The sequence below is a fragment of the Thiohalocapsa marina genome (assembly GCF_008632335.1).
Lineage (GTDB): Bacteria > Pseudomonadota > Gammaproteobacteria > Chromatiales > Chromatiaceae > Thiohalocapsa > Thiohalocapsa marina.
Genome location: NZ_VWXX01000006.1, coordinates 135,772 through 156,255, shown reverse-complemented (window position 1 = coordinate 156,255; position 20,484 = coordinate 135,772). Strand labels below are relative to the sequence as shown.

The window sequence follows — 20,484 nt, the reverse complement described above, 5'->3', positions numbered from 1 at the left end:
AAGCGCAACGAGGGTGATCCTAGCAATTACGGATTCGTACTAGCTTACGTTACGCCCATAGCGGCGATAGACAGAGGCCAGGCGCTCGGCGAAATGCGCCTGGGAGAATTCTTTGGCGAGTCCATAGCCTTTTTCGACCAGCTCAGAGCACAGGGCATCGTCCTCGCTAAGGCGCCGGATGCCAGCTCTAATCTGCTCGCTATCATATGGATTAACCGAAAGACTGGCTGATGAGAACAGCTCACCGAGGCTGCTGTTGTTCGAGGTGAGCACTGGTGTGCCAAGCGACATGGCCTCAAGAGGCGGCAGACCAAAGCCCTCGTAGAGGGATGGCATCAGCACCGCCCTGGCCGCCCGCATTAAGTCGATCAGGATTGGTCTGGGCACGTGCCCCAGCCGCAGCAGGCTCATCCCCGACCCCACGGGGCCGGCTCCGTTGCGAATGTCGAGAGGCGAGACCGATGGGATGTGCTTGATCATCTGATCGGATGCATCGGTCACCGGACCGACCAAGACCAACGGCATCGTCACGCCGGAGTCCAGATAGGCTCGAATCAGGCGGTCGATATTCTTGCGGGGCTCCAATACACCAGCGAACAGCAGAAAGCCTCCTTTGCTCAGACCGTATCGACGCGCCAACCGCCTCGCGCCCGCTTCAGCGTCCTTGGAGGCATCGAGCAGATCTTCTCCTGCGGTCTGATAGGTGTTGATGACACGTTCTGGTGCAACATCCAACAGCTCAACGATATCGGCCTTGGAAGTTTCGGAGACGGTCAGAATCGCGTCAGCCTCTCGCGCGATCTTGCGGCACACAGACAAATACTCGCGTTTGATGTCCTTTGTGGTGTGCGGCAGCTTCAGTGGTAGTAGGTCGTGCAGGGTGTAGAGGTTGAAGGCACCGCGCACACGCGCCGGGATTGGCATCGTCCAGTGCATGATATCCGGAGGCTCTGGAATCTCGACCTCAAGCCACCGGCCGCTGGTTTGAAAGGTCAGACGGGCGCAAAAATGCAAATCGCGGGCATTGAAGAGTGCATCCATCGGCGGGAGGCGGCGCACACTGGATGTGGGGATGATCCGCCCGGTTAGCTCGATAGGCCTTGCTTCGAGCCGGGCGGTGAGCGCGCTGGAAAGCGTGCGAGCCAATCGCGCCAAGCGTCGTCCTCGGCTGTCTTTGCGAAATGGCTGGTAACCCGATGTCTCCATGAACTGAATCTCCCGCAGCAACGGGTCCTTGCTGCCCACATCGTGATGCCCAAATAGCAGGGATGTCTCATGTCCCAGCCGACGGGCTGTCTTGGCCAAACTGTTTGCATAGGTCGAGATACCCGTCCCGGTAGGCAGAGCTAGATTATGTCCGTCGATACATACCCGCATACAGATTGGTCTCGCGTCATGTCGAAGCGCAATGCCACGCGCCGAAGCTTCTGAGAGGCACACCAACAATTAATGATACCGCATCTGATGTAACCTAACCCGACGCCGGAGCAGAGCGCGCGGGTCATCGCAGCGGTATGGCGCTCGACGGTGCAGGAGGGATTTGTATGATCCGGCCGGTCGCTCGGGGCAGGCACCTGTCGCCCATACCATGGCGGCGTCGTTTACAATGCGAGACCGAAACGGAAGCCGGACGATCGGTTCCGACGCGAGCGTGCCGACTCGGATGTCGCGCGGGCGTGGACGCAGATTGTCCAGCGGTAGGTGCCCCGGTATCTGCGCTGCAGCTCCAGCAACACGGCTAGGCGCGGATCGGCCGGGTTGAGGGCGCCGCAGCGGGTGATCGGGTCCACATCGTCAGCCAACGGCCGGCTCCGATAGCGCCGGAACATCCGGTTGTGATGTCGCAGCAGCACTCGTTTATCCGGGGGCAGCCAGGCTACGGTCACCACCGGGAATTTACGTAGCGCCGAAATTGATAGCATGCTGTGGCAAGTCATATCGACTTTTTGGATGCGACTCCAAATGAAATAGCACTGTCACTGGAGCAGCTGCCAACTCCGGACCAACAGATCCCAAGAGGTTGAGAGGTGTAACCTGATGAATCACAGAGGCTTTCTACTTTTTTTTCTGGCCATCCTAGTTGGTTGTGAACAGTCTTCCCCGCCGGAAAGTCCCAGCTCCGTTGCGGCATCCGATCGCGAGGCCGTGGCCCCTGCCGTGGTCGATACGCGATCGGTTCCTGTGCATGTGGCCGAGTCTGAAGCTGATGAGGCCAAAACTCCGCGTAAGACCAAAGGCCAAAAGCTCCTTGCACGCATGCAGAGCGTGCTCGACCTGAGCGATGAGCAGTCTGCACAGATTCTGTCGATGATGGAGGTCGGTGCCAAGAACCCGGCGCTGCTGACGGTGCTCAGCGACGAGCAGCGTGCGCAGTGGAAAGCGTACGTGGCATCGAGGAGAGAGCAGCGAAAGTCACCTGCGGAGGTCGTTGCGAGCTGGCAGGCGACGCTGGATCTCGAACCCGCCCAAGTCGAGCGGATCAAGAATATCCTGGCGGAGGGTGGAAATACCCGTACGCTCAAGGCCGTGCTCACGCCGGAGCAAATCAAGCAGCTCAAGCATACGCGCAAGCAGCAGAAGTTAGACCAGGCTCCGGACCTGTCCGAGTAAGTACCCGCTCGCCAATGCTATAATTCCCCGCGCGCTGATGCGGGGAGAAACTGTTCAGAGCCCACTACCCCGGTGCAGGTGCTCGTCGCAGAGCGTATTGAGCTCACGGGAAACTGCTCTGATTTGCTATCAATCCTCGAAAAACAGATTGCGGAAATCTTTCCGGTCCTGCATCCGATAGATGGTGAAATCGGAACTCTCGCTGGCGACCGTGGTGCTCCACGGATGTTCGCACAGCGCGACCAGAGAGACGTCGGCGAAATCCGCCGGGAGATCGCTGTATTTCTCCAGCAAGGCGCGGATTCTTGGGAGGTCGCCGCGCGTCTTTGTGTCGATCGTCACAGCCCCTGCGGCCCAGAAGAGGAAGTCCCGCTGCGCCTGGGGCACGAAGTCCAGCATATAGACGACCTCGGTGATGACCGGCAGGTCGGTCACCAAGGGATAGCGCAGTCCGAGCATGAAGCTGACGTCGCGCGTATGGAACTGAACCGAGCCATCAAACAGCGCGTTCAAAGGGACGCTGGCAGCCGTGGGCGCCGCCTTGGCCATGGCGATGGCGTTGTTCTTCGCGCTGTTTCTGTTCACGGGCTACGCGGGCGGGGCGGTCCGCCACACCGCCGACAATCGCATCATGTTGCAGCTCGCGCCGGCCCTACTGTTTTTCGCGATGGTTATTTGGCTCCATGTGCGCGGATTGGCCTGCGAGTCGATGGAAGAACAGGCCAACTCAGATGCTTGAGTCGGGTCGGCGTGGGCAGTGGAAGCATTTGCTGTCGCTGGCAGCCCGGGCGATGCCATGCTGGAACCGCGCCATGGGGCGGCGCACGATTTCGCCGCCGATCAGCTCGACGCGCTCGTCGCCGCACATCAGTAGATCACCGATGGTCTTGAGCTTGAGGGCTTCCATCTGTCATCTCCCCCGCTCGATCCCGCATGTCGTCTCTATGCCGACTGGCGGCTTCGCTGGCGCTAAACCCCGCCGCCGCGGTGGACGGTTTCATAGTAGAGCTTCTCGAGCTCGAGCTTGTGCTTGGTCTCTTCGCTAGCGAGATACTGGAAGAGGTCTTTGATGGGGCCTTCGGGGGTGGTCTCGGCGAGCTCGGTGTAGTGCGACATGGCGGCGTGCTCGCGGCCCATGGCGTACTGCAGCACGGCCTGGTCGTCCGGGTGCTCGCCGAGGTCGGGCAGGTGCAGGCAGTCGGAGAACTTGCTGTCGCTGGCGGTGCGCGTGATCTCCTGCCTGACCTGCTCGGCGATGTCGCCGCGCTGGGCCAGGGCGCTGAAGAGGTCGTAGTGGGCCTGTTCCTCTTCGGCCAGTTCCTCGACCAGGTAACGGATGCGCTTGCTGACCTTGGGGATCAGGGCGGTGTAGAAGTCGCGCGCCTTTTCCTCGAAGCTGGTGGCGACCTCCAGAACCTCTTCGAGCGTGGTCTTCTCGCGCAACAGCTCGATGCCGTGGGTGCCTTCGGTCATGGGTGGACTCCTTAGCAAGACGTCTTGAGCGATGTGAGCAGGACATTCATGGTCCGTAGGAGGCCCGCCCTCGGGCCGAGCCGGGACCTGTGTGTCGCGCCGGGTGCGGCGCTCCTACGCGTTGGCGGCTCGACGGACCTTCGTGGGTTAGGGTGCCTCTGCCTTGGTAGCGGCAGTTGCGCCCAGCGCGGCATGGATGCTGGCGGCGACGCGGTGGCCGTCGGCGACGGCGGTGACCACGTCCGGGCCGCGCACCATGTCGCCGGCGGCCCAGAGCCAGGCCTCGCTGGTGCGTCCGGCGGCGTCCACCTGGAGCCGGCCGCGCTGCCATTCGAGCTGCTCTGTCAGGGCCTCGCCGAGCAGGTCGGTGTCGGCCATCTGGCCGATGGCCTCGACCACCATGTCGCCCGCGTGGAGGCGCTCGTCGGTCTCGTCATAGGTCGGTGCAAAGCGCCCCTGCTCGTCGAAGATGGCCTTCACGCGCCAGGTCTTCAAGCCGGTCACGCGGCCGTTTTCGATCAGGACCTGCTGCGGGCCTCGGCTGTCGAGGATCTCGACGCCTTCCTCGCCGGCCTCCTTGATCTCCTCGGCGTCGGCGAGGAAGTGATCCAGGTCTTCCAGGGCCGTCAGCGTGACGCGGACCTCGCCGTAGGCCTGGCGCTGCAGCCGCGCGAGGCTGCGGGCGATGTCCATGGCCACGTTGCCGCCGCCGATGACCACGGCCTGGCGCGGCGTGCCGATGTCCTCGCCGGCGGTGATGCGGCGCAGCAGATCCACGGCCCGGCGCACGTCCTGATGGTCGCTGCCCGGGATGCGCGTGGCGCGACCGAGCTGCAGGCCGAGGGCCAGGAGCACGGCGTCATGCTGCTGATGCAGCGCATCCAGGCTGATGTCGCGGCCGATGCGCATGTTGCAGCGGATGTCGACCCCCACGGAGCGGATGATGTCCACGTCGCGGTCGATGGCGTCGTAGGGCAGCCGGTATTCCGGGATGCCCCAGCGGGTCATGCCGCCGGGCTGGTCCAGGGCCTCGAACACGGTGACCGCATGCCCCTGACGCGCCAGGTCGAAGGCCGCGGTCAGACCGGCAGGGCCGGCGCCGACGATGGCGACCGATTTGCCCGTTGCCGCGCCCGGCCCGCCGACGATGGCGCGGCATTGCTCGGGGGTCACCTGATCCATGATGTGGCGCTTGAGCCAGCGGATGGCGATGGGATCGCCCTCATGTCGGGCGGCACAGCTGGTCTCGCATTTATGGGTGCAGACCCTGCCGCAGACGGCGGAGAAGGGGTTGGTCTCGTAGAGCAGGCGCACGCCGCGCTCGTAGTCCCCGTCGCGCACCGCGGCGATGTAGTCCGGGATCGCCATGTGGGTCGGGCAGGTGGCGATGCAGAGCCCGCAGGACACGCAGCGGTTGGCCTCCAGCCGCGCCTGCTCGATGGAGTAGCCATCGACGATCTCGGCGAAGGAGTCGATGCGCAGCTCCGGCGCCATCTCCCGCATCTCGATGCGGTCCTCGGCGGTGAGCCGGTGGCCATCGGGTCGGTGATAGCCCAGCGGCTGCTGGTCCCAGGGCTTGGCATCCACGCCCGGAATGAAGCGGAAGGCATCCGGATCGGCCTCCACCCAGACGTACTCGTTGGACATGCCCAGTGAGCTGGTCATGCAGACATCGACACACAGGGCGCACCAGCAGCAGCGGCCGTAGTCGATGCGCGGGCGCAGGCCCGAGTCGCCCTGGCGGGTGTCGATGCCCGGCACCGGCACCATGTCGATAGCGGCGTTCTGGCAGATGGCCTCGCAAGTGCCGCAGCCGATGCACTTGTCGATGTCGTTCTGGTGGAAGCCGCGGTAGCGCGGCGCCCCGGGCCGCTCGGTGAGCGGGTCGCGGATGGTGACCGGATCGCGCAGCAGGTTCTTCCAGGCGGTAAAGGGGGAGAGGACGTCGGATACGCTCATGGCTATCTCTCGATCTCCGGCGGGTAGGTGTGCAGCGACACCATGAGCGCCGCGACATCGGCGATGTTGACGTTGACGATCATGCGCTCCAGCAGGGCCATGGCATGGGTGTAGGAGGGGCCCCGCACGTTGACCCGGCGCGGATAGCCGCTGCCGTCGGTGACCAGGTAGTAGCCGTACTCGCCGCGGGAGCATTCGCCGCGGATATAGGTCTCGCCCGGATCGATCTTCCAGTGCAGCACGTTCGGCAGCCGGGTCATGACCTCGCCGCCACGCGGCATGCGCGCCAGGATCTGGCGGATCAGGTCCACCGAGAGCAAGACATCGCGCCGGCGCACGTCGGCGCGGGTGTAGATGTCGGAGTCCTGACCCGTGACGGGCTCGAAGTCGAGCTGCGGGTAGACCAGGTAGGGGAAGTCCTTGCGCACGTCGCGCGGCACGCCGGCGGCGCGGGCGTTGGGACCGGTGATGCCGTAGGGCTCCAGCCAGTCGGGATCGATGACGCCCATGCCGACGGTGCGGCGCTTGAACACGGCGTTGCGGAACATGGTCTGTTCCACGTCGACCATGATGTCCTCGAGCTCGCGCAGGGTCTCTTCCATCCGCCCGGCGAAGCCCTCCGGCAGCCGGTCGCGCACGCCGCCGGGCAGGATGAACATGTGGTAGATGCGCGCGCCGGTCAGTTCCTCGAAGCGGTCGAGCATGAGGTCGCGGGCATAGGTGGTCCACTGGCCGATGACGCCCATGCCGAGCGCGCCGGCCTGGCCGCCCAGATACATCATGTAGCTGTTGATGCGGCCCATCTCCAGGATCAGGTTGCGGATCCAATGGGCCAGCTCCGGCACCTCGAGCCCTGCCAGCTCCTCCACCACGGCGGCATAGCAGTATTCGTTGAAGTCCGGCTCGGGCACGCAGATGCGGCAGACGATGGGGAAGCACTGGATGAAACTGCGCCGCTCCATGAGCTTCTCGAAGCCGCGGTGCAGATAGCCCACGTGGGTCTTGCCCTCCACCACCTCGTCGCCGCAGACGGTGAGCTCCACCGACATGTTGCCGGTGATGCCGGGGTGCTGCGGCCCCTGCCAGAGCTTCAGGTACTTGCCCGAGCTGAGGTCGATATCGAGACTGCCGTCGACCTTTTCGGCCGGATACTGGCTGCGGTCGGGGGTGAAGAGTCCCATGTCAACGCTCACCGGGATAGAGTTGCTGCTGCATGTGGGCGGCGGGATCGTAGGTCACCCGTCCCGGCCGTTCGGCGTAGGTCTCTTCGGCGTATTTCAGGGTATCGAAGTCGCGCCGGTAGGGCGGGGTGGCGGTCCAGCCCTCGAGGATGAAGTCCTCGTCCAGACGCGGACTGCCCGGGAAGTCGATGCCGAACATCTCGCGCAGCTCGCGCTGATAGGTCGCGGCCGTGGGCCAGAGCTCATGGATGCTCTCCATGCTGGCCGGCTCGCGGGGGATGCGCACACGCAGGCCCAGGTCCAGCCGGGCGCTGCGGTTGCAGACGAGATAGGTCAGCTGAAATTGTTCCTGCTCGATCCAGTCCACCGCCGTGAGCAGCACCAGATGGGTGAAGCCCTCGCGGTCGCGCAGCTGCAGCAGCGTCGCGCGCAGCAGCGAAGGCGGCACGTCGAGGAAAGCGAGATCCGCTCGCTGGGTCTGCAGCTCACCGACGGGCAGCAGGGCCTGCAGGCGCGCATGGATGTCGAGGAGGTTCGTCTGCATCACGCTCACCAGTTGTAGTCCGGCATGTCCCAGTCCTGGATGACCTGCTTCTGGTTGGCCTTGTACCAGGCGAAATTCTCCGCGTAGTGGTTGGCGCCGTCCGCCTTGCCCGCGCGGATGAGCTTCTTCAGGTCCAGGAAGCCCGCCAGCAGGGCCTCGGGCCGCGGCATGCAGCCGGTGATGTAGAGGTCCACCGGCAGATACTGGTCCAGGCGCTTGATGGTGTTGTAGGAGTCGAAGTACATGCCGCCATTGATGGTGCAGGAGCCCAGGCCCACGACATACTTGGGATTCTGCATCTGCTCATAGGAGCGGATGACGCGCTTCAGGGTCTTCACCGACAGATAGCCGGAGATGACGAAGAGGTTGGCCTGGCGCGGCGTCGGCCGCCACTGGATGCCGTAGCGATAGGCATCGAAACGCGGCGTCATCAGCGGACGCATCTCGATGGCGCCGCAGCCGGTGCCGAAGCCGAGGATCCAGATGGACTCCGACCGGGCCCAGTTGAACAGGTCCTCGATGATCTGCGCATAGGCCGGCCGCTCCACCTGGGGCAGCGCCTCGCAGTAATAGTCGCGCAGCGGCTCGACCTCGAACTCGACACCGTCCGGGCCCTTGACGACGCGTTTCTGCAGCTCTTCTTTCATTCCAAGTCCGGTAGCTCAATGGTCGCAGTATAAGGTTTAACCGCAGAGGCGCAGAGGACACAGAGAAGACACAGAGTGATTGTCTTATTCATTATGTTCCCCTTCTTGCCTTCGCACTCTCTGCGCCTCAGCGGTTCGAATTCGACGGCTCTTAAGATTAACCGCAGATGCGCAGAGGGCACAGAGAAGACACAAAGAATTCCATTTATTGCCCTTCCCAACTACACCTTCTCTTCTTACCTTTGCGTTCTCTGCGCCTCTGCGGTTCAACTTCCACGGTTCAAATTCCGCAGCTCAAACCCACAGGATCGCCAACACGCCGAGCGGCACGGCCCAGATCAGGAACCAGCGGATCGATTGCTCGACACGGAAGCGCGGGAAGACCACGCCGACGAAGACCGAGACCATGTAGATCAGGAACACCTTCAGGGCGAACACCGGCCAGCTGGCGGCGCCGCCGAAGAACAGGTTCATGTAGATGACGATCTTGGCGATGGGGAAAATCGCCCGGTTCGTCTGCAGCAGGGCCAGATAGGACGAGTGGTACTCGGTCGGCGGGCCGATGGGGATCTCCTGGGGCGCCAGCACCACGTCGAAGGGCGGGCGCATCATCGAGCCCAGGAAGGACAGCATGGCGGCGGCCACGGCCAGCGGATTGGTGAACAGGGTCCAGTGCAGGATGCCCCCCTGCTGGGCGGCGACGATGTCTGTGACCGACAGGGTCTGATACTGCAGGGCCACGGCGAAGACCGCGAGCGCGAAGGGCAGTTCGGCGGCGGTGACCTGCGACAGGCCGCGGCTCACGCCGATGGCCGAGTAGGGATGCCCGCTCTCGGCGGCACCCAGGGCCATGCCAAGGGTGCCGAAGAAGACGAAGTAGAGCGCCAGGATCAGGTCGCCGGCGAAGGAGAGGTTCGAGAACATCTCGCTGCCGTAGATGGTCGGCACGAACAACAGCAGGCCGACACCACCCGTGAGCCGGAACACTGGTCCCAGGTAGAAATGCACGCCATGCGTGATGAGGCTGCGCTGGCCGATGTTCTTGATGAGATCGACGTAGTTCTGCCAGATCGGGATGCCTTGGCGGCGACCGACGCGGGCGGCGATCTTGGCGATCAGCGCATTCAGCAGCAGGCCGAAGTTGAAGACGACGAAGACCGTCAGCAGGGCCTGGGGGATCTTGATCCAGTCGAAGCTCATGGCTGGCCACCCATGCCGAGCAGGAAGACGATGACGACGAAGACGAGGAAATGGATGGCGTAGGTCTGCCCGTTGCCGGTGTAGAGGCGCCGGCCCAGATCACCCGCCGTATTCAGCAGATCGGTCAGCGTGGACCAGAAACGGGTCACCAGCGGCAGCATCAGGAAGCCCAGCGCCTTGCGGTAGGGGGCGAAGAAGTTCCAGGCGAAGTGCGTGGTCTCGGGGCGGTACGGGCGCTCCGCGGCGAAGGCGATGTTGAACTGCTTCACCTTCTGCGCGCGGCGGTTGATCAGCAGCAGATAGCCGAACACCAGCATGAAGATCACGCCGATGATGATCATGATGGAGACGGGGCTCCAGTAGCCGTACTGGCTCGTGATGGTCAGCCCCTGCCAGCTCAGCGCGCCGTTGGGGATGAACTGGCTGATGTAGGCGTCCACATGGCGCAGCGCCATCCCCGGCACCACGGCGAAGATGATGAGCATGGTGACGAAGAGCATCTGCGGCAGCACGATCCAGAACGGGGCCTCCCTGACCCGGCGATGCTCGTCCTTCAGCTGGCCGAGAAAGATGGTATGGATCAGCCGGAACAGGTACAGAAAGGCGATGGGCCCGGCGAAGAAGAGCACGATCATAGGCAGCCGCGCATCGCTGTCCAGGATGGCGTTATAGAAGATCCAGCGCCCGCCGAAGCCGGACAGCGGCGGCACGCCAGAGATGGCGATGATGCCGATGAGCACGGCGATGAACGACAGCGGCATCAGCGTGATCAGGCCGCCCATGCGGTACATGTCACGGGTGCCGGTGCGCTTCGCCACGCCGCCCACGGACAGGAACAGCATGGACTTGTAGATGTAGTGGTTGATGACGAACATCAGGGCCATGAGCCAGCCCAGGTGGTTCATCAGGGCCAGACCGAAGACGGCATAGCCCATCTGGCCGATGGACGAATAGGCCAGCAGCCGCTTGGCGTCCTCCTGGAAGGCCGCGAGCAGGTTGCCCGCCAGGGCCGTGAGGGCGCCAAGCCAGAGCATGAGATGGGTCAGCTCCACGCCGTAGAGCTGCTGCTTGCCCATGTTCATGACCAGGATGAACAGCCCGAGCAGACCGGCCTTGAGCAGGATGCCCGAAACCATGGGGGACACATCGGTCTCGGCCTCGGCATGGGCGCCGGGCAGCCAGATGTGCAGCCCCAGCACCGCGGTCTTGCTCATGAAGCCCACCGCGAGCAGCAGGAAGACCCAGCCCGAGAGCGGCTCGACCACTGCGCCCAGGGCCTCGAGGGGCAACTGCAGCTGACCCTGCGCCGCCAGCGCGAAGCCCGCCAGGATCAGGAAGGCGCCGCCCAGCGAGAACAGCATGTAGGAAAGGGCATGGGGCTCCGAGGCCTTGCCGCGCAGGATCAGGAAGTAGGAGCCCACCGTCAGCAGTTCCCAGGCGGCAAAGAAGGCAAAGCTGTCCTGGGCCTGCACCAGCATGGCCAGACCGGCATACATCAGCATCGCCGATGGATAGAAGCCTGCACGCCGCCCGGGGGCGTGATAGCTGGCCAGCAGCACGATGGCGCCACCGACCAGGAAGATGAGAGCGAAGATCAGCCGCAGCGGATCGTAGTCCTGATAGGTCAGCGCGAAGTAGCCCAGCATGCCGGCGATGGCGAGGGTGTTCTTGATCCGCGCCGGCAGCCAGTCCAGCAGCACGAAGGCCAGTGCGAAGAGCAGCGGCAGCGACAGCAGCAGATTGGCCTGACCGGACAAGGCGCCCCAGAGATAGCCCAGACCCCAGGCCGCCACCAGCGCTGTCAGGATCGGGATCAGCCGCTCGGCCGGACAGGCGACGCTATCCGCCGGCGCCGCGCGCTTGATGGCATGGCCGAACCAGCGGAACAGATAGCCGGCCTCGATCAGGGTGCCGAACAGCACGAACCCGAGCAGTGCCAGACGGTCATGGCTCGCCAGCAGATGCACCAGGTCCCACTTGGCATAGAAGCTCGGGAAGGGTGGCAGGCCCGTCAAAAGGGCCAGGAAGCTCGCGAAGGCCAGCATCAGCAGCGGCCGTGTGCGCAGCGCCGCCCAGTCCTCCAGCCCGCGTCCGGCGATGAGGCCGGACAGCCAGTAGAGCCCGGCCTTGGCCACCGCATGGGCCACCAGGATGCCGAAGGCGATGAACAGATAGCCGTCGCCAAGGATGTCGCGCTGACCGATGACCACCAGCACCAGGCCGGTCTGGGCCACCGAGGAATAGCCGAGCAGCCGCCGGTCGTTGCGCTGGGGCAGGGCCAGCACATTGGCAACCAGGAAGGTGACGATGCCGACCCCCGTGGCGATGCCGAGCCAGGCGTCGCCGCCGATGGCCAGCAGCTTGTCCACCGCGAACAGGGCCGCGGCGCCGCTGGCGGCGGAAAAGATGGCCGAGAATGCCGGATGCGCCGATTCGTAGATATCCAGCGCCCAGCCGTTGGCCGGGAAGGGCTTGAGCTCGGCGATCAGCGCGATCAGCATCAGGAAGAAGGCGATGGCGCCGACCTGGGTTGCGGTCACGCCGGCGTGGGCACCGCCGGCGTCCGGCAGCATGCCGTCGAGGTTCAGGGTACCCGTGACCTGGTAGGCGAAGATGATGCCGATGAGCAGCAACGCCGAGAAGAACTGCGCCACGATCAGGTACTTGAAGCCGGCTGACAAGGCGCGCTCATCGTCGGCGAGCAGGATCATGCCGGCGGTGGCGATGACCGCCAGTTCGAAGAAGACGAACAGGTTGAACAGGTCGCGGGTCAGGATGATGCCGGCCAGCGCCATCACCAGGATCAGCAGCACGGCCATGGCCCGGCGACCGTGTGCCCACAGGGGCGCCTTCAGCGCGATGGCCGCGAAGAGCCCGGTCAGGGTCACCAGGGTGCTCAACGCCGCCTCGGCCAGGCCCATGCGCAGGTTGATGGCAAACGGCGGCGGGGTACCGGCGGTGAACACGTCCACTGTGCTGCTCTGGCCCGTGGCGAGCGCCAGCAGCCAGAGCGCGGACACCAGGCCCATGAAGCCCAGGGTTGCCAGCGTGATGGCCCAGGCGGTGCGCGTGCGCCGCTCGTCCAGCAGTCCGAGCAGGAAGGCGGCGCCCAGCGCCGAGGCGATGATGAGGATCGGGCTTGGCATCGCGCTTACCACTTGAGCTCCGTGAGCCGGGCAATATCCAGGGTGCCGCGCGTCTCGAACAGCCGGTAGGCGTAGGCCAGCATCAGCGCGGTGATGCCGACGCCGATGACGATGGCCGTCAGCACCAGCGCCTGGGGCAGCGGATCGATGACCCGGCTGACGGCCTCGGCGGCGGGCACGGCCGCGTCGAGGATGGGCGCGGTGCGGCCGCTCATGTGGCCGATGGCGACGATGACCACATTCACGCCCGTGGTGGCCAGCGTGAAGGCGACGATGATGCGCAGCAGGTTGCGCTGCGTCAGCGCACCGTAGAAACCGATGAGCACCAGCGCGAAGCCGGTAGCCAGGGCAATGTGGGCGACCTCCGGCATCAGGAATCCTCCGTTTCCGACAGACTGGCCAGCATGGACGAGAACTCGGCGCCCACCTTGAGCCCGATCAGCACCGAGATGACCGGCATGAGCCCGGCGGAGAACAGCTCGCCGAGGGTGCCGACGGGCAGCAGGCGGTTGTCGAGGAAGCCGCCGGCAAAGACCAGACCAAGCAGGCCAAGCGCGACGAAGGTGGCGCCCGAGAGCGACTCGATGCGCGTGATCAGCCCATGGCTGAAGCGCTTCAGCGGCTCTGCCAGCAACAGCAGCAGGGTGCCCGAGGCCAGGATGGCGCCGCCCTGGAAACCGCCACCCGGCGTCAGGTGGCCATTGACGATGACATAGGCGCCAAGCAGCAGGATCAGCGGCACCAGCAGCCGGCTGCCGGTGGCGAGCAGTTCGCCCGCGGGCACCGGCGGCTTGCGCCGCGCCGCGGGTCGCCCACCCGCCAGCACCAGACCAACGATGGCCGCGGACAGGAACAGCACCGTGACCTCGCCCAGGGTGTCCAGGCCGCGATAGGTGACGATGATGGCCGTGACCAGGTTGGCCGCGCCCAGGTCCGGGGCGGTGTGCTCGGCATAGTAACGGCCCGTCAGGCCCAGCTCCTCGGCGGGCGTGAAGCCCAGCCACAGGGCCGCGAACAGCGCACCGAGCACCGCGAGCAGCACCAACACCAGGGCCCGCCTAATCATCGTCGCTTGCCTCCGATTCGCCGCCGCGCACCCGCGCCAGAACGAAGAAGAACAGGAATGTGGTCAGCCCGCTGCCGATGGCCGCCTCGGTCATGGCCACGTCCGGGGCGGCGAGGATCAGGAACAGCACCGACGCGAACAGGCTCACCAGCCCGGCGGACAGGATGGCGATGGGCGTGCTGCGGACCAGGATGGCCACCAGTGCCGCCAGCACCATCGCCAGGCCGAGCAGCAGGGCCAGGCCCGAGGTGAGGTTGGACGCCAGATCCATGCCGAGGCTGCTCATGCGTCCTCTCCGGTGTCTTCCGCCAGCCGATCGACCCGGGTCAGCGGCGTCTTGCGCAGCCCGATGCGGTGCGCCGCCCGGGCCAGGACCTGGGCCGACAGCGGATTTGTGAACAGGATGAACAGGCCGATCAGCAGCAGCTTGAGCGCCCAGTCCGGTTGCAGCAGACCGACGCCGGACAGGGTCAGCAGGGTGCCGAGGGTGGTGGTCTTGGTGCCGGCCTGGATGCGGTTGAAGACATCGGGCATGCGCACCAGCCCGAGCCCGCCGAGCAGCATGAACACGCTGCCGACGAGCAGCAGCAGGGCGCCGAGCAGATCGAGCAGGGCAGCGATCATCACAGCCCGCCCTCCAGGTGTCTGGCCACCACGATGACCCCGAGGAACGACAGCAGACCATAGATCAGGGCCACGTCCAGGTAGATGCCCCGCCCCTCCGCCAGGGCGGTCAGCAGGATCCCGGTGATGGAGACGATGGTGAGCACATCGAAGGCCACCACGCGATCCGCGGCGGTCGGCCCCTGCAGGAAGCGCCACAGTGCAAGCAGAAAGGCCACGCCCGCCAGGATGGCGGCAAGCGACACCAGCAACATCACCGGCGCCGCCACCGAAGTCACGACCGGGACGTCAACCATACATCACCTCCAGATAGCGCTCGAAGCCGGCGACGATGCGGGCCGTGGCCGCGTCGATGTCAGCCGATTCCACCTGCACCCAGTGCACATACAGCCATTCGTCCTGCAGTTCGACGGTCAGGGTGCCCGGGGTCAGGGTGATGGCGTTGGCCAGCAGCAGCCGCCCCATGGGGCTCTGCAGCCGGGTACGTACCTTGACGATACCGGGATTCACCGGCAGGTCCGGCGACAGCACCACTCGGGCGAGGTTGAGATTGGAGCGGACCAGTTCCCGCAGGAAGTGCCAGACAAAGCCGAGGCCGGCTCGATAGGAGGCCGGTGTGGCGCGCAGTTCGGTCAGCGGCGACAAGCCGCGACGGAACAGCCAGCCGATCAATAGGGACACCGTGATCCCGACCGACAGCACTTGCCAGGACAGGGAGGCGTTGAGCGCCACCCAGAAAAGCAGCAGGATCGCAAGCAGGGGGACCATGGTGAGGCCGGAAAGCTCATGCAGTGTGGTGACCGACCCCATGGTTCAGACGCGCCCGCGGGCGGTTTACGAAGGGCATTGGAGGCGGACGGATACGACTTGGATGTCAGGGTAGTCGTGGGCCGCAAAGCTGTCTATGACCCCAATCAAGATGACCCGTCGCGGCGCCTGCCAAGGCGCGACCGGGGCCGAATGTTCACAGCTTCGTCATCTGCGTGCCGGCCGTCGGGGGGTCTCCACAGCAGACACGTAAACCACGAAGAGCAAAATCTCGTTGAGAACGGATCTGAGCCGCACCCGACAATAACTGAACCCTCGGCAAAAAACCCGGTCAGCGCCTGACCGCCGATCAGAGCCCGAAGTAGGCCTTGATCCCGGCCATCACGCTGGCCGTGGCCACCGAGGCCAGGATCAGCCCCATGACGCGGCTGATGATGCTTGCCCCGCTGTCGCCGATCAGGCGGTGCACGGGGCTGGCCGCCAGCATCAGCAGCAGGGTGATGAACAAGACAACCAGCATGGTCAGGCTGGTCAGCACCTGCTCCAGGATGCTGTAGCGACTGTTCTCCGTCAGCAGCACCGCCGCCAGCATCGCGCCCGGGCTGGCGATCGACGGCACGGCCAGCGGAAAGATCGCGGTCTCGCTGGTCTTCTTCGCAATCCGGACCTCGCCCTCGGGCTTGCCTTCGCCAAAGATCATGGTCATGGCAAACAGGAACAGCACAAGGCCGCCCGCGGTTTGAAACGCCGGCAATGGAATGTCAATGGCCTTGAGAATGAACTCTCCGGCGACGACAAAAAAGAGCAGCACGCCCGCGGAGACAAGCACGGCGATCAGCGCGGTCTGCCGCTTGTCCCTGGCGTCATAACCACGCGTGACCGCAAGAAACACCGGCACTGTGCCGATGGGGTCGATGACCGCAAAAAAGAACACGAAGGTTGAGATGAGTGCTTCCATGGACGACCTCTGCGTTGGATGCTTGCCCGGACCAGGAAATGAGCCCGGCTGAATCAATACTTAGCCAATGCAAACCATCTGCGCCTGCGCCCTCCCGACCGCGCCCGGACCCGGGCAGAATCGCGGGCTGATTTCACTTGACGCTTACATGAGGCGCCGATGTCTCGATAGTACCCGACCGCGAAGGCTATCGTGGTCTGCTGCATCCTGTTCGGCGTGGCCCTGATCAGGGTGAAGTGCAAGCAGCGCTTCATCGACCTGCTCGCCACCGCCGGCGACACCCTGATGACCATGACCGACTTCATCGGCCGGCTCGCCCCAACGATGTCTTCGCCATCACGGCCGCCGCGCTGGTCCGTCGCGCGCAATATACTGGGCCGGCTGGACTGAACCTCGACTACAATGGGCCGAATCATCACCCGCAGGGATCTTGCATGACTCAGCTAGACCGTGTTCGGCCCCACCGTCGCATCGCGACCGCCCTCTCCATGCTGCTGCTGGCGCTGGTCGTCGCATGGCAGTCCCTGGCCGCCGCTCCACCCAGGGCCATCGACCCGCAGGCCAATCCGCTGCGCACCCCCGACACCTCGAGCCCCCGCACGACGCTGGAAAGCCTGTTCCGCAATCTGGAGCAGGCCTACCGCATCGGCCAGGACGAAAGCCAGCCCGCCGAGGCCACGCTTGCGCCGCTGCGCCGTGCGAAGCGCACCCTGGACCTCAGCGAGGTGCCGCGCAGCCTGGTCAACGAGACCGGCACCGAAACGGCGCTGCTGCTGAAGGAGGTTCTGGATCGCGTCGGCCTGCCGCCGCTGGATAGCATTCCCGATGCCGACACCGTGGTCGACAAGGAACTGGAGAAATGGCGCATCCCCCACACCGAGATGGTGATACACCGGGTCGCGTCAGGGCCGCGCACCGGGGAATGGCTGTTCAGCCCGGCCACGGTGGAGAACGCGCGCGAGTTCCACGAACTGGTGGCCGATCTGCCCTACCTCCCCGGGGCCACGCCCGGCCTGCTGGAGGCCTACACCCTGACCCCGGGGGCCGGCATCAGTTTCTACTGGGCCGAGCATGCACACTTTCCCGGCTGGCTCAGCCAGGTGGCGCTGGAACAGGCGCTCTGGCAATGGCTGCTGGCGCTGCTGTCCATCCTCCTGACGCTGCTCGTCGCCTATGGTGTCTACCGGCTCGCCCGCCGGCGCGAGAAGCGCCTGGCATCACAGGGTGTGAAGACCCGCTGGCCCACCCTGTTCGCGCTGGCACTGGCCCTGCTGCTGACCAACGCCACGGGGTATTTCATCAACAGCGTGGTCAACTTCACCGGTGAGGTGCTGTTCTTCAAGCTGCGCGCCTTCGTCATCCTCAATTACAGCCTCGCCGCCTGGATCGCGGCCTCGCTGCTGACCAGCATCCCCGAGGCCATCATCAGCTCGCGCCGACTGCGCCCGCGCGGCATCGACAGCCAGTTGCTGCGGCTCGGCTTCCGGCTGCTGGCGCTCATCGCCATCGCCGCCATCGTCATCGACGCCGCCGATCGCATCGGCCTGCCGGCCTACTCGGTGCTGACCGGTCTGGGCGTCGGCGGCATCGCGGTGGCGCTGGCCGCGCGCGAGACCCTGGCCAACCTGCTCGGCTCCATCTCCATCATGCTCGACAGGCCATTTCGCATCGGCGACTGGATCAAGATCGGCAATGACGAAGGCACGGTGGAAGACATCGGCTTTCGCACCACGCGCATCCGCACCTTCTACGACTCCCTGCTCTCGGTGCCCAACTCGGTCACCACCAACGCCACCATCGACAACATGGGCCGGCGCAAGTACCGGCGCGTGCGCACCTTCGTCGACATCCGCTACGACACGCCACCGGCCGCCATCGAGGCCTTCCTGGAGGGCATCAAGGAGGTCATCAAGGCCAACCCCTGCACCCGCAAGGACTACTTCCACGTGGTGCTGCACGATTTTGGCCCACACAGCCTGAAGATCATGCTGTATTTCTTCGTCAAGGTGCCCGACTGGTCCGCCGAGCTGGTGGAGCGCCAGCGGGTGTTGCTGGAGATCGTGCGCCTGGCGGCGCAGCTGGACGTGCGCTTCGCCTTCCCGACCCAGACGGTTGCGGTGGAGAATCTGCCCGGCCAGACCATGTCACCCACCGCCGAGCCCACCGACGAGCAATTGCTGGCCGCGGCCCGGCAGTTTGCCAGCGGCGGCAACGCCGCCCGGCCGCGCGGGCTGGGGCTGTTCACACCGCCGGCGGAGGAGGGACGGTAAGGAACGCGCCCAAAACAAGGTGAACACTCTAGGGCGGATAAGCGAAGCGCATCCGCCGTTGTGGCCTGTGGCGGATGCGCTTCGCTTATCCGCCCTACCGTGCATCCGTGTAGGTTATTTCTGAATCGTGCCTAAGCAAAGAATCAGGGCAACACCCATGGCCAGTTCAGAGTCCTCACCGCCGCCGGTGGATCATTGCGAGCCCCTGTCCGCGGACCTGGCGCTGCAGGGGCGCGCAGAGACCTTCCTGCAACAACACGGCACCGACCTGGGACAACGCGCCAGTTTCGATCTGGACTACCTGCTCGAGGAGGCATTGAAGCAATGGGATTGATCGGTATCCTGCTGGGGCTTACGCTCCTCATCGTCCTGGCCTATCGCAGCCCGGAGCAAAACACTCCAGCCGCGGCCGCGACTCTGGTGGCCGTCCTGTTCGCCGCCACGACGGCGGCCCAGGCCCTCGCCGCTGAAGGCGGGGCGGACCGATCGCCGCCGCGTTCCGGCGCCTCAACCGCGGATCACAGCAAGTTCCCGAGCCTGCAGGGCCCCTTCAGCAGCGGCCCCGAGGTCACCGCCGCCTGCCTGAGATGCCACACCGAGGGGGCGAAACAGATCCACGACAGCATCCACTGGACCTGGGAGTACGCCCACCCGCGGACCGGGCAGCAGCTCGGCAAGCGACATGTAATCAACAATTACTGCGGCAGCGTGGCCACCAACTACGCACGCTGCAGCAGCTGTCACGTGGGCTTCGGCTGGGACGACGCGGATTTCGATTTCGGCGACGAGAACAGCGTGGACTGTCTCGCCTGTCACGACACCACCGGCGACTACACCAAGTCGCCCACCGGCGCCGGCCACCCCACAGAAGCCACCGTGGCGGACCTGGCCCGGATCGCGCAGCACGTCGGCAAGAGCACCCGCGCCAGCTGCGGCAGTTGCCATTTCTACGGCGGCGGCGGCGACGGTGTGAAACACGGCGACTTGGACTCGTCCCTGATCCAGCCGCCGAAGACCCTGGACGTGCACATGGCCGCGGATAGCCTGGATTTCAGCTGCTCCACCTGTCATGAGTTCATCGCCCATCGCCAGCAGGGCAGTCGCTACCTGGTCAAGACCGATGCCCAGGGGCGCATCGCCATCCCCGGGCGCGACAGCGAGCGCCCGGCCTGCGAGTCCTGCCATGGTCGGGCGCCGCATGCGTCCGGCATCGGTGACACGCTGAACCAGCATGTGGAACGCATCGCCTGCCAGACCTGCCACATCCCCAGCTTTTCCCGCGGCGGGGTGCCCACCATGCTGTGGTGGGACTGGTCCGAGGCAGGCCACCTCGACGCGGACGGCAAGCCGTTCAAGCTGGAGGAGAACGGCCGGGTGGTCTACAACAGCGCCAAGGGGGCCCTGCGCTGGGGCGAGGACCTGATCCCCGAATACCGCTGGTTCAACGGCACCGTGCGCTATACCCTGGTGGGCGACGCCATCGATCCGGAGACGGTGGTGGCCCTGAACCACCTCGACGGCGGCCCGGATGACCCCGCGGCGCGCATCTGGCCGTTCAAGGTCATGCAAGGCGTCCAGCCATACGATGTGGAGCACAAGACATTGGTCGTGAAACACCTGTTCGGCGATACCGATGCGGCCTTCTGGAAGGGGTTCGACCGCGATGCGGCGATCCGCGCCGGCATGGAGGGCGCCATGCAGGCCGGCGAGAGCCCGGTTGCCTACAGCGGCAGCCACGATTTCGTGCGCACCGAGATGTTCTGGTCGCTGAACCACATGGTGGCGCCGGCCAATCAGTCTCTGGACTGCGCCGATTGTCACAGCCCGGAGGGGCGCATGGACGGGCTCACCGGCGTCTATCTGCCCGGTCGCGACAGCCATCCGCAGGTCGACCGTATCGGCGGGCTTGTGATCGCCGCGACCCTGCTGGGCGTGCTCCTGCACGGGCTCGGGCGCTTTCTGATGGCGCGCCGCGCTCGCGCGCGCACCTGAACCGCCCCTCCAGGTCAGCCGCACCGGACCGCCGTACCCAACGGAG

22 protein-coding genes and 1 pseudogene are annotated in these 20,484 nt (G+C 65.1%); 6 read left to right on the top strand and 17 right to left on the bottom strand.

The annotated features are described in order from the left end of the window. Positions 1-39 precede the first annotated feature (39 nt). The gene (locus F2Q65_RS06900; RefSeq protein ID WP_342782224.1) at positions 40-1,206 is read right to left on the bottom strand and encodes a glycosyltransferase family 4 protein; all 1,167 of its coding nucleotides are present in this window, start codon (positions 1,204-1,206) and stop codon (positions 40-42) included. Positions 1,207-2,037: 831 nt separating this feature from the next. Between F2Q65_RS06900 and F2Q65_RS06895 the strand changes: the two genes are divergently transcribed. Then, the gene (locus tag F2Q65_RS06895) at positions 2,038-2,610 is read left to right on the top strand and encodes a hypothetical protein (RefSeq protein WP_150091750.1); all 573 of its coding nucleotides are present in this window, start codon (positions 2,038-2,040) and stop codon (positions 2,608-2,610) included. 129 nt (positions 2,611-2,739) lie between these two features. Here F2Q65_RS06895 and F2Q65_RS06890 read toward each other — a convergent pair whose 3' ends face one another. Further along, positions 2,740-3,159, bottom strand: coding sequence for a type II toxin-antitoxin system VapC family toxin (locus tag F2Q65_RS06890; RefSeq protein ID WP_150091749.1), 420 nt, complete (start codon positions 3,157-3,159; stop codon positions 2,740-2,742). Positions 3,160-3,163: 4 nt separating this feature from the next. Here F2Q65_RS06890 and F2Q65_RS06885 point away from each other — a divergent pair, with 4 nt between their 5' ends. Further along, positions 3,164-3,349, top strand: a complete 186-nt coding sequence (locus tag F2Q65_RS06885) for a hypothetical protein (protein WP_150091747.1) — start codon at positions 3,164-3,166, stop codon at positions 3,347-3,349. 45 nt (positions 3,350-3,394) lie between these two features. Here F2Q65_RS06885 and F2Q65_RS06880 read toward each other — a convergent pair. From F2Q65_RS06880 to F2Q65_RS06810, 15 genes and pseudogenes are all read right to left on the bottom strand, one after another. Beyond that, positions 3,395-3,517: pseudogene (locus tag F2Q65_RS06880) on the bottom strand (Uma2 family endonuclease); the annotation flags it as partial. A 62-nt stretch (positions 3,518-3,579) separates the two neighbouring features. Next, positions 3,580-4,083, bottom strand: a complete 504-nt coding sequence (locus F2Q65_RS06875) for a ferritin family protein (protein WP_150091745.1) — start codon at positions 4,081-4,083, stop codon at positions 3,580-3,582. 147 nt (positions 4,084-4,230) lie between these two features. Further along, positions 4,231-6,042: an FAD-dependent oxidoreductase gene (locus F2Q65_RS06870; protein WP_150091743.1), complete on the bottom strand. Its 1,812-nt coding sequence runs from the start codon at positions 6,040-6,042 to the stop codon at positions 4,231-4,233. Positions 6,043-6,044: 2 nt separating this feature from the next. Beyond that, complete coding sequence (locus F2Q65_RS06865; protein WP_150091741.1) at positions 6,045-7,223, bottom strand: NADH-quinone oxidoreductase subunit D; 1,179 nt, start codon at positions 7,221-7,223, stop codon at positions 6,045-6,047. Between the two features lies 1 nt (position 7,224). Then, complete coding sequence (locus tag F2Q65_RS06860) at positions 7,225-7,767, bottom strand: NADH-quinone oxidoreductase subunit C (RefSeq protein ID WP_150091740.1); 543 nt, start codon at positions 7,765-7,767, stop codon at positions 7,225-7,227. 5 nt (positions 7,768-7,772) lie between these two features. Then, a complete protein-coding gene (locus F2Q65_RS06855; RefSeq protein ID WP_150091738.1) occupies positions 7,773-8,414 on the bottom strand; it encodes a NuoB/complex I 20 kDa subunit family protein in 642 nt (213 codons plus the stop codon). A gap of 294 nt (positions 8,415-8,708) precedes the next feature. Next, positions 8,709-9,614: a respiratory chain complex I subunit 1 family protein gene (locus F2Q65_RS06850; RefSeq protein WP_150091736.1), complete on the bottom strand. Its 906-nt coding sequence runs from the start codon at positions 9,612-9,614 to the stop codon at positions 8,709-8,711. Then, on the bottom strand, positions 9,611-12,760 hold the full coding sequence (locus tag F2Q65_RS06845) for a proton-conducting transporter transmembrane domain-containing protein (protein ID WP_150091734.1): 3,150 nt from the start codon (positions 12,758-12,760) through the stop codon (positions 9,611-9,613). Before F2Q65_RS06845 ends, F2Q65_RS06850 begins: the two co-directional genes overlap by 4 nt. 5 nt (positions 12,761-12,765) lie before the next feature. Next, positions 12,766-13,131, bottom strand: a complete 366-nt coding sequence (locus F2Q65_RS06840) for a sodium:proton antiporter (protein ID WP_150091732.1) — start codon at positions 13,129-13,131, stop codon at positions 12,766-12,768. Beyond that, positions 13,131-13,826: a hydrogen gas-evolving membrane-bound hydrogenase subunit E gene (gene mbhE / locus F2Q65_RS06835; RefSeq protein ID WP_150091730.1), complete on the bottom strand. Its 696-nt coding sequence runs from the start codon at positions 13,824-13,826 to the stop codon at positions 13,131-13,133. The genes F2Q65_RS06840 and mbhE overlap by 1 nt, the downstream gene beginning before the upstream one ends. Further along, positions 13,819-14,112 (bottom strand): Na(+)/H(+) antiporter subunit B, encoded by a 294-nt coding sequence (locus F2Q65_RS06830; protein WP_211353979.1) that lies wholly within the window; start codon positions 14,110-14,112, stop codon positions 13,819-13,821. Before F2Q65_RS06830 ends, mbhE begins: the two co-directional genes overlap by 8 nt. Next, positions 14,109-14,450, bottom strand: coding sequence for a monovalent cation/H(+) antiporter subunit G (gene mnhG, locus F2Q65_RS06825; protein ID WP_211353978.1), 342 nt, complete (start codon positions 14,448-14,450; stop codon positions 14,109-14,111). Before mnhG ends, F2Q65_RS06830 begins: the two co-directional genes overlap by 4 nt. Continuing rightward, positions 14,450-14,746: a monovalent cation/H+ antiporter complex subunit F gene (locus F2Q65_RS06820; protein WP_211353977.1), complete on the bottom strand. Its 297-nt coding sequence runs from the start codon at positions 14,744-14,746 to the stop codon at positions 14,450-14,452. The genes mnhG and F2Q65_RS06820 overlap by 1 nt, the downstream gene beginning before the upstream one ends. Then, positions 14,739-15,218: a Na+/H+ antiporter subunit E gene (locus tag F2Q65_RS06815; RefSeq protein WP_211353976.1), complete on the bottom strand. Its 480-nt coding sequence runs from the start codon at positions 15,216-15,218 to the stop codon at positions 14,739-14,741. The genes F2Q65_RS06820 and F2Q65_RS06815 overlap by 8 nt, the downstream gene beginning before the upstream one ends. A 349-nt stretch (positions 15,219-15,567) precedes the next feature. Further along, positions 15,568-16,176, bottom strand: a complete 609-nt coding sequence (locus F2Q65_RS06810) for a MarC family protein (protein WP_150091726.1) — start codon at positions 16,174-16,176, stop codon at positions 15,568-15,570. A gap of 192 nt (positions 16,177-16,368) precedes the next feature. Here F2Q65_RS06810 and F2Q65_RS06805 point away from each other — a divergent pair, with 192 nt between their 5' ends. The 4 genes from F2Q65_RS06805 (at position 16,369) to F2Q65_RS06795 (ending at position 20,438) form a co-directional block, all read left to right on the top strand. Continuing rightward, positions 16,369-16,566: a dicarboxylate/amino acid:cation symporter gene (locus tag F2Q65_RS06805; RefSeq protein ID WP_150091724.1), complete on the top strand. Its 198-nt coding sequence runs from the start codon at positions 16,369-16,371 to the stop codon at positions 16,564-16,566. 44 nt (positions 16,567-16,610) lie between these two features. Continuing rightward, positions 16,611-18,446 (top strand): mechanosensitive ion channel family protein, encoded by a 1,836-nt coding sequence (locus tag F2Q65_RS06800; protein WP_246156030.1) that lies wholly within the window; start codon positions 16,611-16,613, stop codon positions 18,444-18,446. 157 nt (positions 18,447-18,603) lie between these two features. Next, on the top strand, positions 18,604-18,780 hold the full coding sequence (locus tag F2Q65_RS19410; RefSeq protein ID WP_170265562.1) for a hypothetical protein: 177 nt from the start codon (positions 18,604-18,606) through the stop codon (positions 18,778-18,780). Next, positions 18,771-20,438: a tetrathionate reductase family octaheme c-type cytochrome gene (locus F2Q65_RS06795; protein ID WP_211353975.1), complete on the top strand. Its 1,668-nt coding sequence runs from the start codon at positions 18,771-18,773 to the stop codon at positions 20,436-20,438. Before F2Q65_RS19410 ends, F2Q65_RS06795 begins: the two co-directional genes overlap by 10 nt. Positions 20,439-20,484: the final 46 nt, after the last annotated feature.

Bases quoted from the DNA above. Each gene is read 5' to 3' on its own strand.
- F2Q65_RS19410 (WP_170265562.1), top strand. From the start codon at position 18,604: ATGGCCAGTTCAGAGTCCTCACCGCCGCCGGTGGATCATTGCGAGCCC.
- mnhG (WP_211353978.1), bottom strand. From the start codon at position 14,450: ATGATCGCTGCCCTGCTCGATCTGCTCGGCGCCCTGCTGCTGCTCGTC.
- F2Q65_RS06860 (WP_150091740.1), bottom strand. From the start codon at position 7,767: ATGCAGACGAACCTCCTCGACATCCATGCGCGCCTGCAGGCCCTGCTG.
- F2Q65_RS06900 (WP_342782224.1), bottom strand. From the start codon at position 1,206: ATGGAGACATCGGGTTACCAGCCATTTCGCAAAGACAGCCGAGGACGA.
- F2Q65_RS06830 (WP_211353979.1), bottom strand. From the start codon at position 14,112: ATGAGCAGCCTCGGCATGGATCTGGCGTCCAACCTCACCTCGGGCCTG.
- F2Q65_RS06865 (WP_150091741.1), bottom strand. From the start codon at position 7,223: ATGGGACTCTTCACCCCCGACCGCAGCCAGTATCCGGCCGAAAAGGTC.
- F2Q65_RS06820 (WP_211353977.1), bottom strand. From the start codon at position 14,746: ATGGTTGACGTCCCGGTCGTGACTTCGGTGGCGGCGCCGGTGATGTTG.
- F2Q65_RS06800 (WP_246156030.1), top strand. From the start codon at position 16,611: ATGACTCAGCTAGACCGTGTTCGGCCCCACCGTCGCATCGCGACCGCC.
- F2Q65_RS06870 (WP_150091743.1), bottom strand. From the start codon at position 6,042: ATGAGCGTATCCGACGTCCTCTCCCCCTTTACCGCCTGGAAGAACCTG.
- F2Q65_RS06885 (WP_150091747.1), top strand. From the start codon at position 3,164: ATGGCGTTGTTCTTCGCGCTGTTTCTGTTCACGGGCTACGCGGGCGGG.
- F2Q65_RS06875 (WP_150091745.1), bottom strand. From the start codon at position 4,083: ATGACCGAAGGCACCCACGGCATCGAGCTGTTGCGCGAGAAGACCACG.
- F2Q65_RS06890 (WP_150091749.1), bottom strand. From the start codon at position 3,159: ATGGCCAAGGCGGCGCCCACGGCTGCCAGCGTCCCTTTGAACGCGCTG.
- F2Q65_RS06855 (WP_150091738.1), bottom strand. From the start codon at position 8,414: ATGAAAGAAGAGCTGCAGAAACGCGTCGTCAAGGGCCCGGACGGTGTC.
- F2Q65_RS06795 (WP_211353975.1), top strand. From the start codon at position 18,771: ATGGGATTGATCGGTATCCTGCTGGGGCTTACGCTCCTCATCGTCCTG.
- F2Q65_RS06895 (WP_150091750.1), top strand. From the start codon at position 2,038: ATGAATCACAGAGGCTTTCTACTTTTTTTTCTGGCCATCCTAGTTGGT.
- F2Q65_RS06810 (WP_150091726.1), bottom strand. From the start codon at position 16,176: ATGGAAGCACTCATCTCAACCTTCGTGTTCTTTTTTGCGGTCATCGAC.
- F2Q65_RS06815 (WP_211353976.1), bottom strand. From the start codon at position 15,218: ATGGTCCCCCTGCTTGCGATCCTGCTGCTTTTCTGGGTGGCGCTCAAC.
- F2Q65_RS06850 (WP_150091736.1), bottom strand. From the start codon at position 9,614: ATGAGCTTCGACTGGATCAAGATCCCCCAGGCCCTGCTGACGGTCTTC.
- F2Q65_RS06840 (WP_150091732.1), bottom strand. From the start codon at position 13,131: ATGCCGGAGGTCGCCCACATTGCCCTGGCTACCGGCTTCGCGCTGGTG.
- mbhE (WP_150091730.1), bottom strand. From the start codon at position 13,826: ATGATTAGGCGGGCCCTGGTGTTGGTGCTGCTCGCGGTGCTCGGTGCG.
- F2Q65_RS06845 (WP_150091734.1), bottom strand. From the start codon at position 12,760: ATGCCAAGCCCGATCCTCATCATCGCCTCGGCGCTGGGCGCCGCCTTC.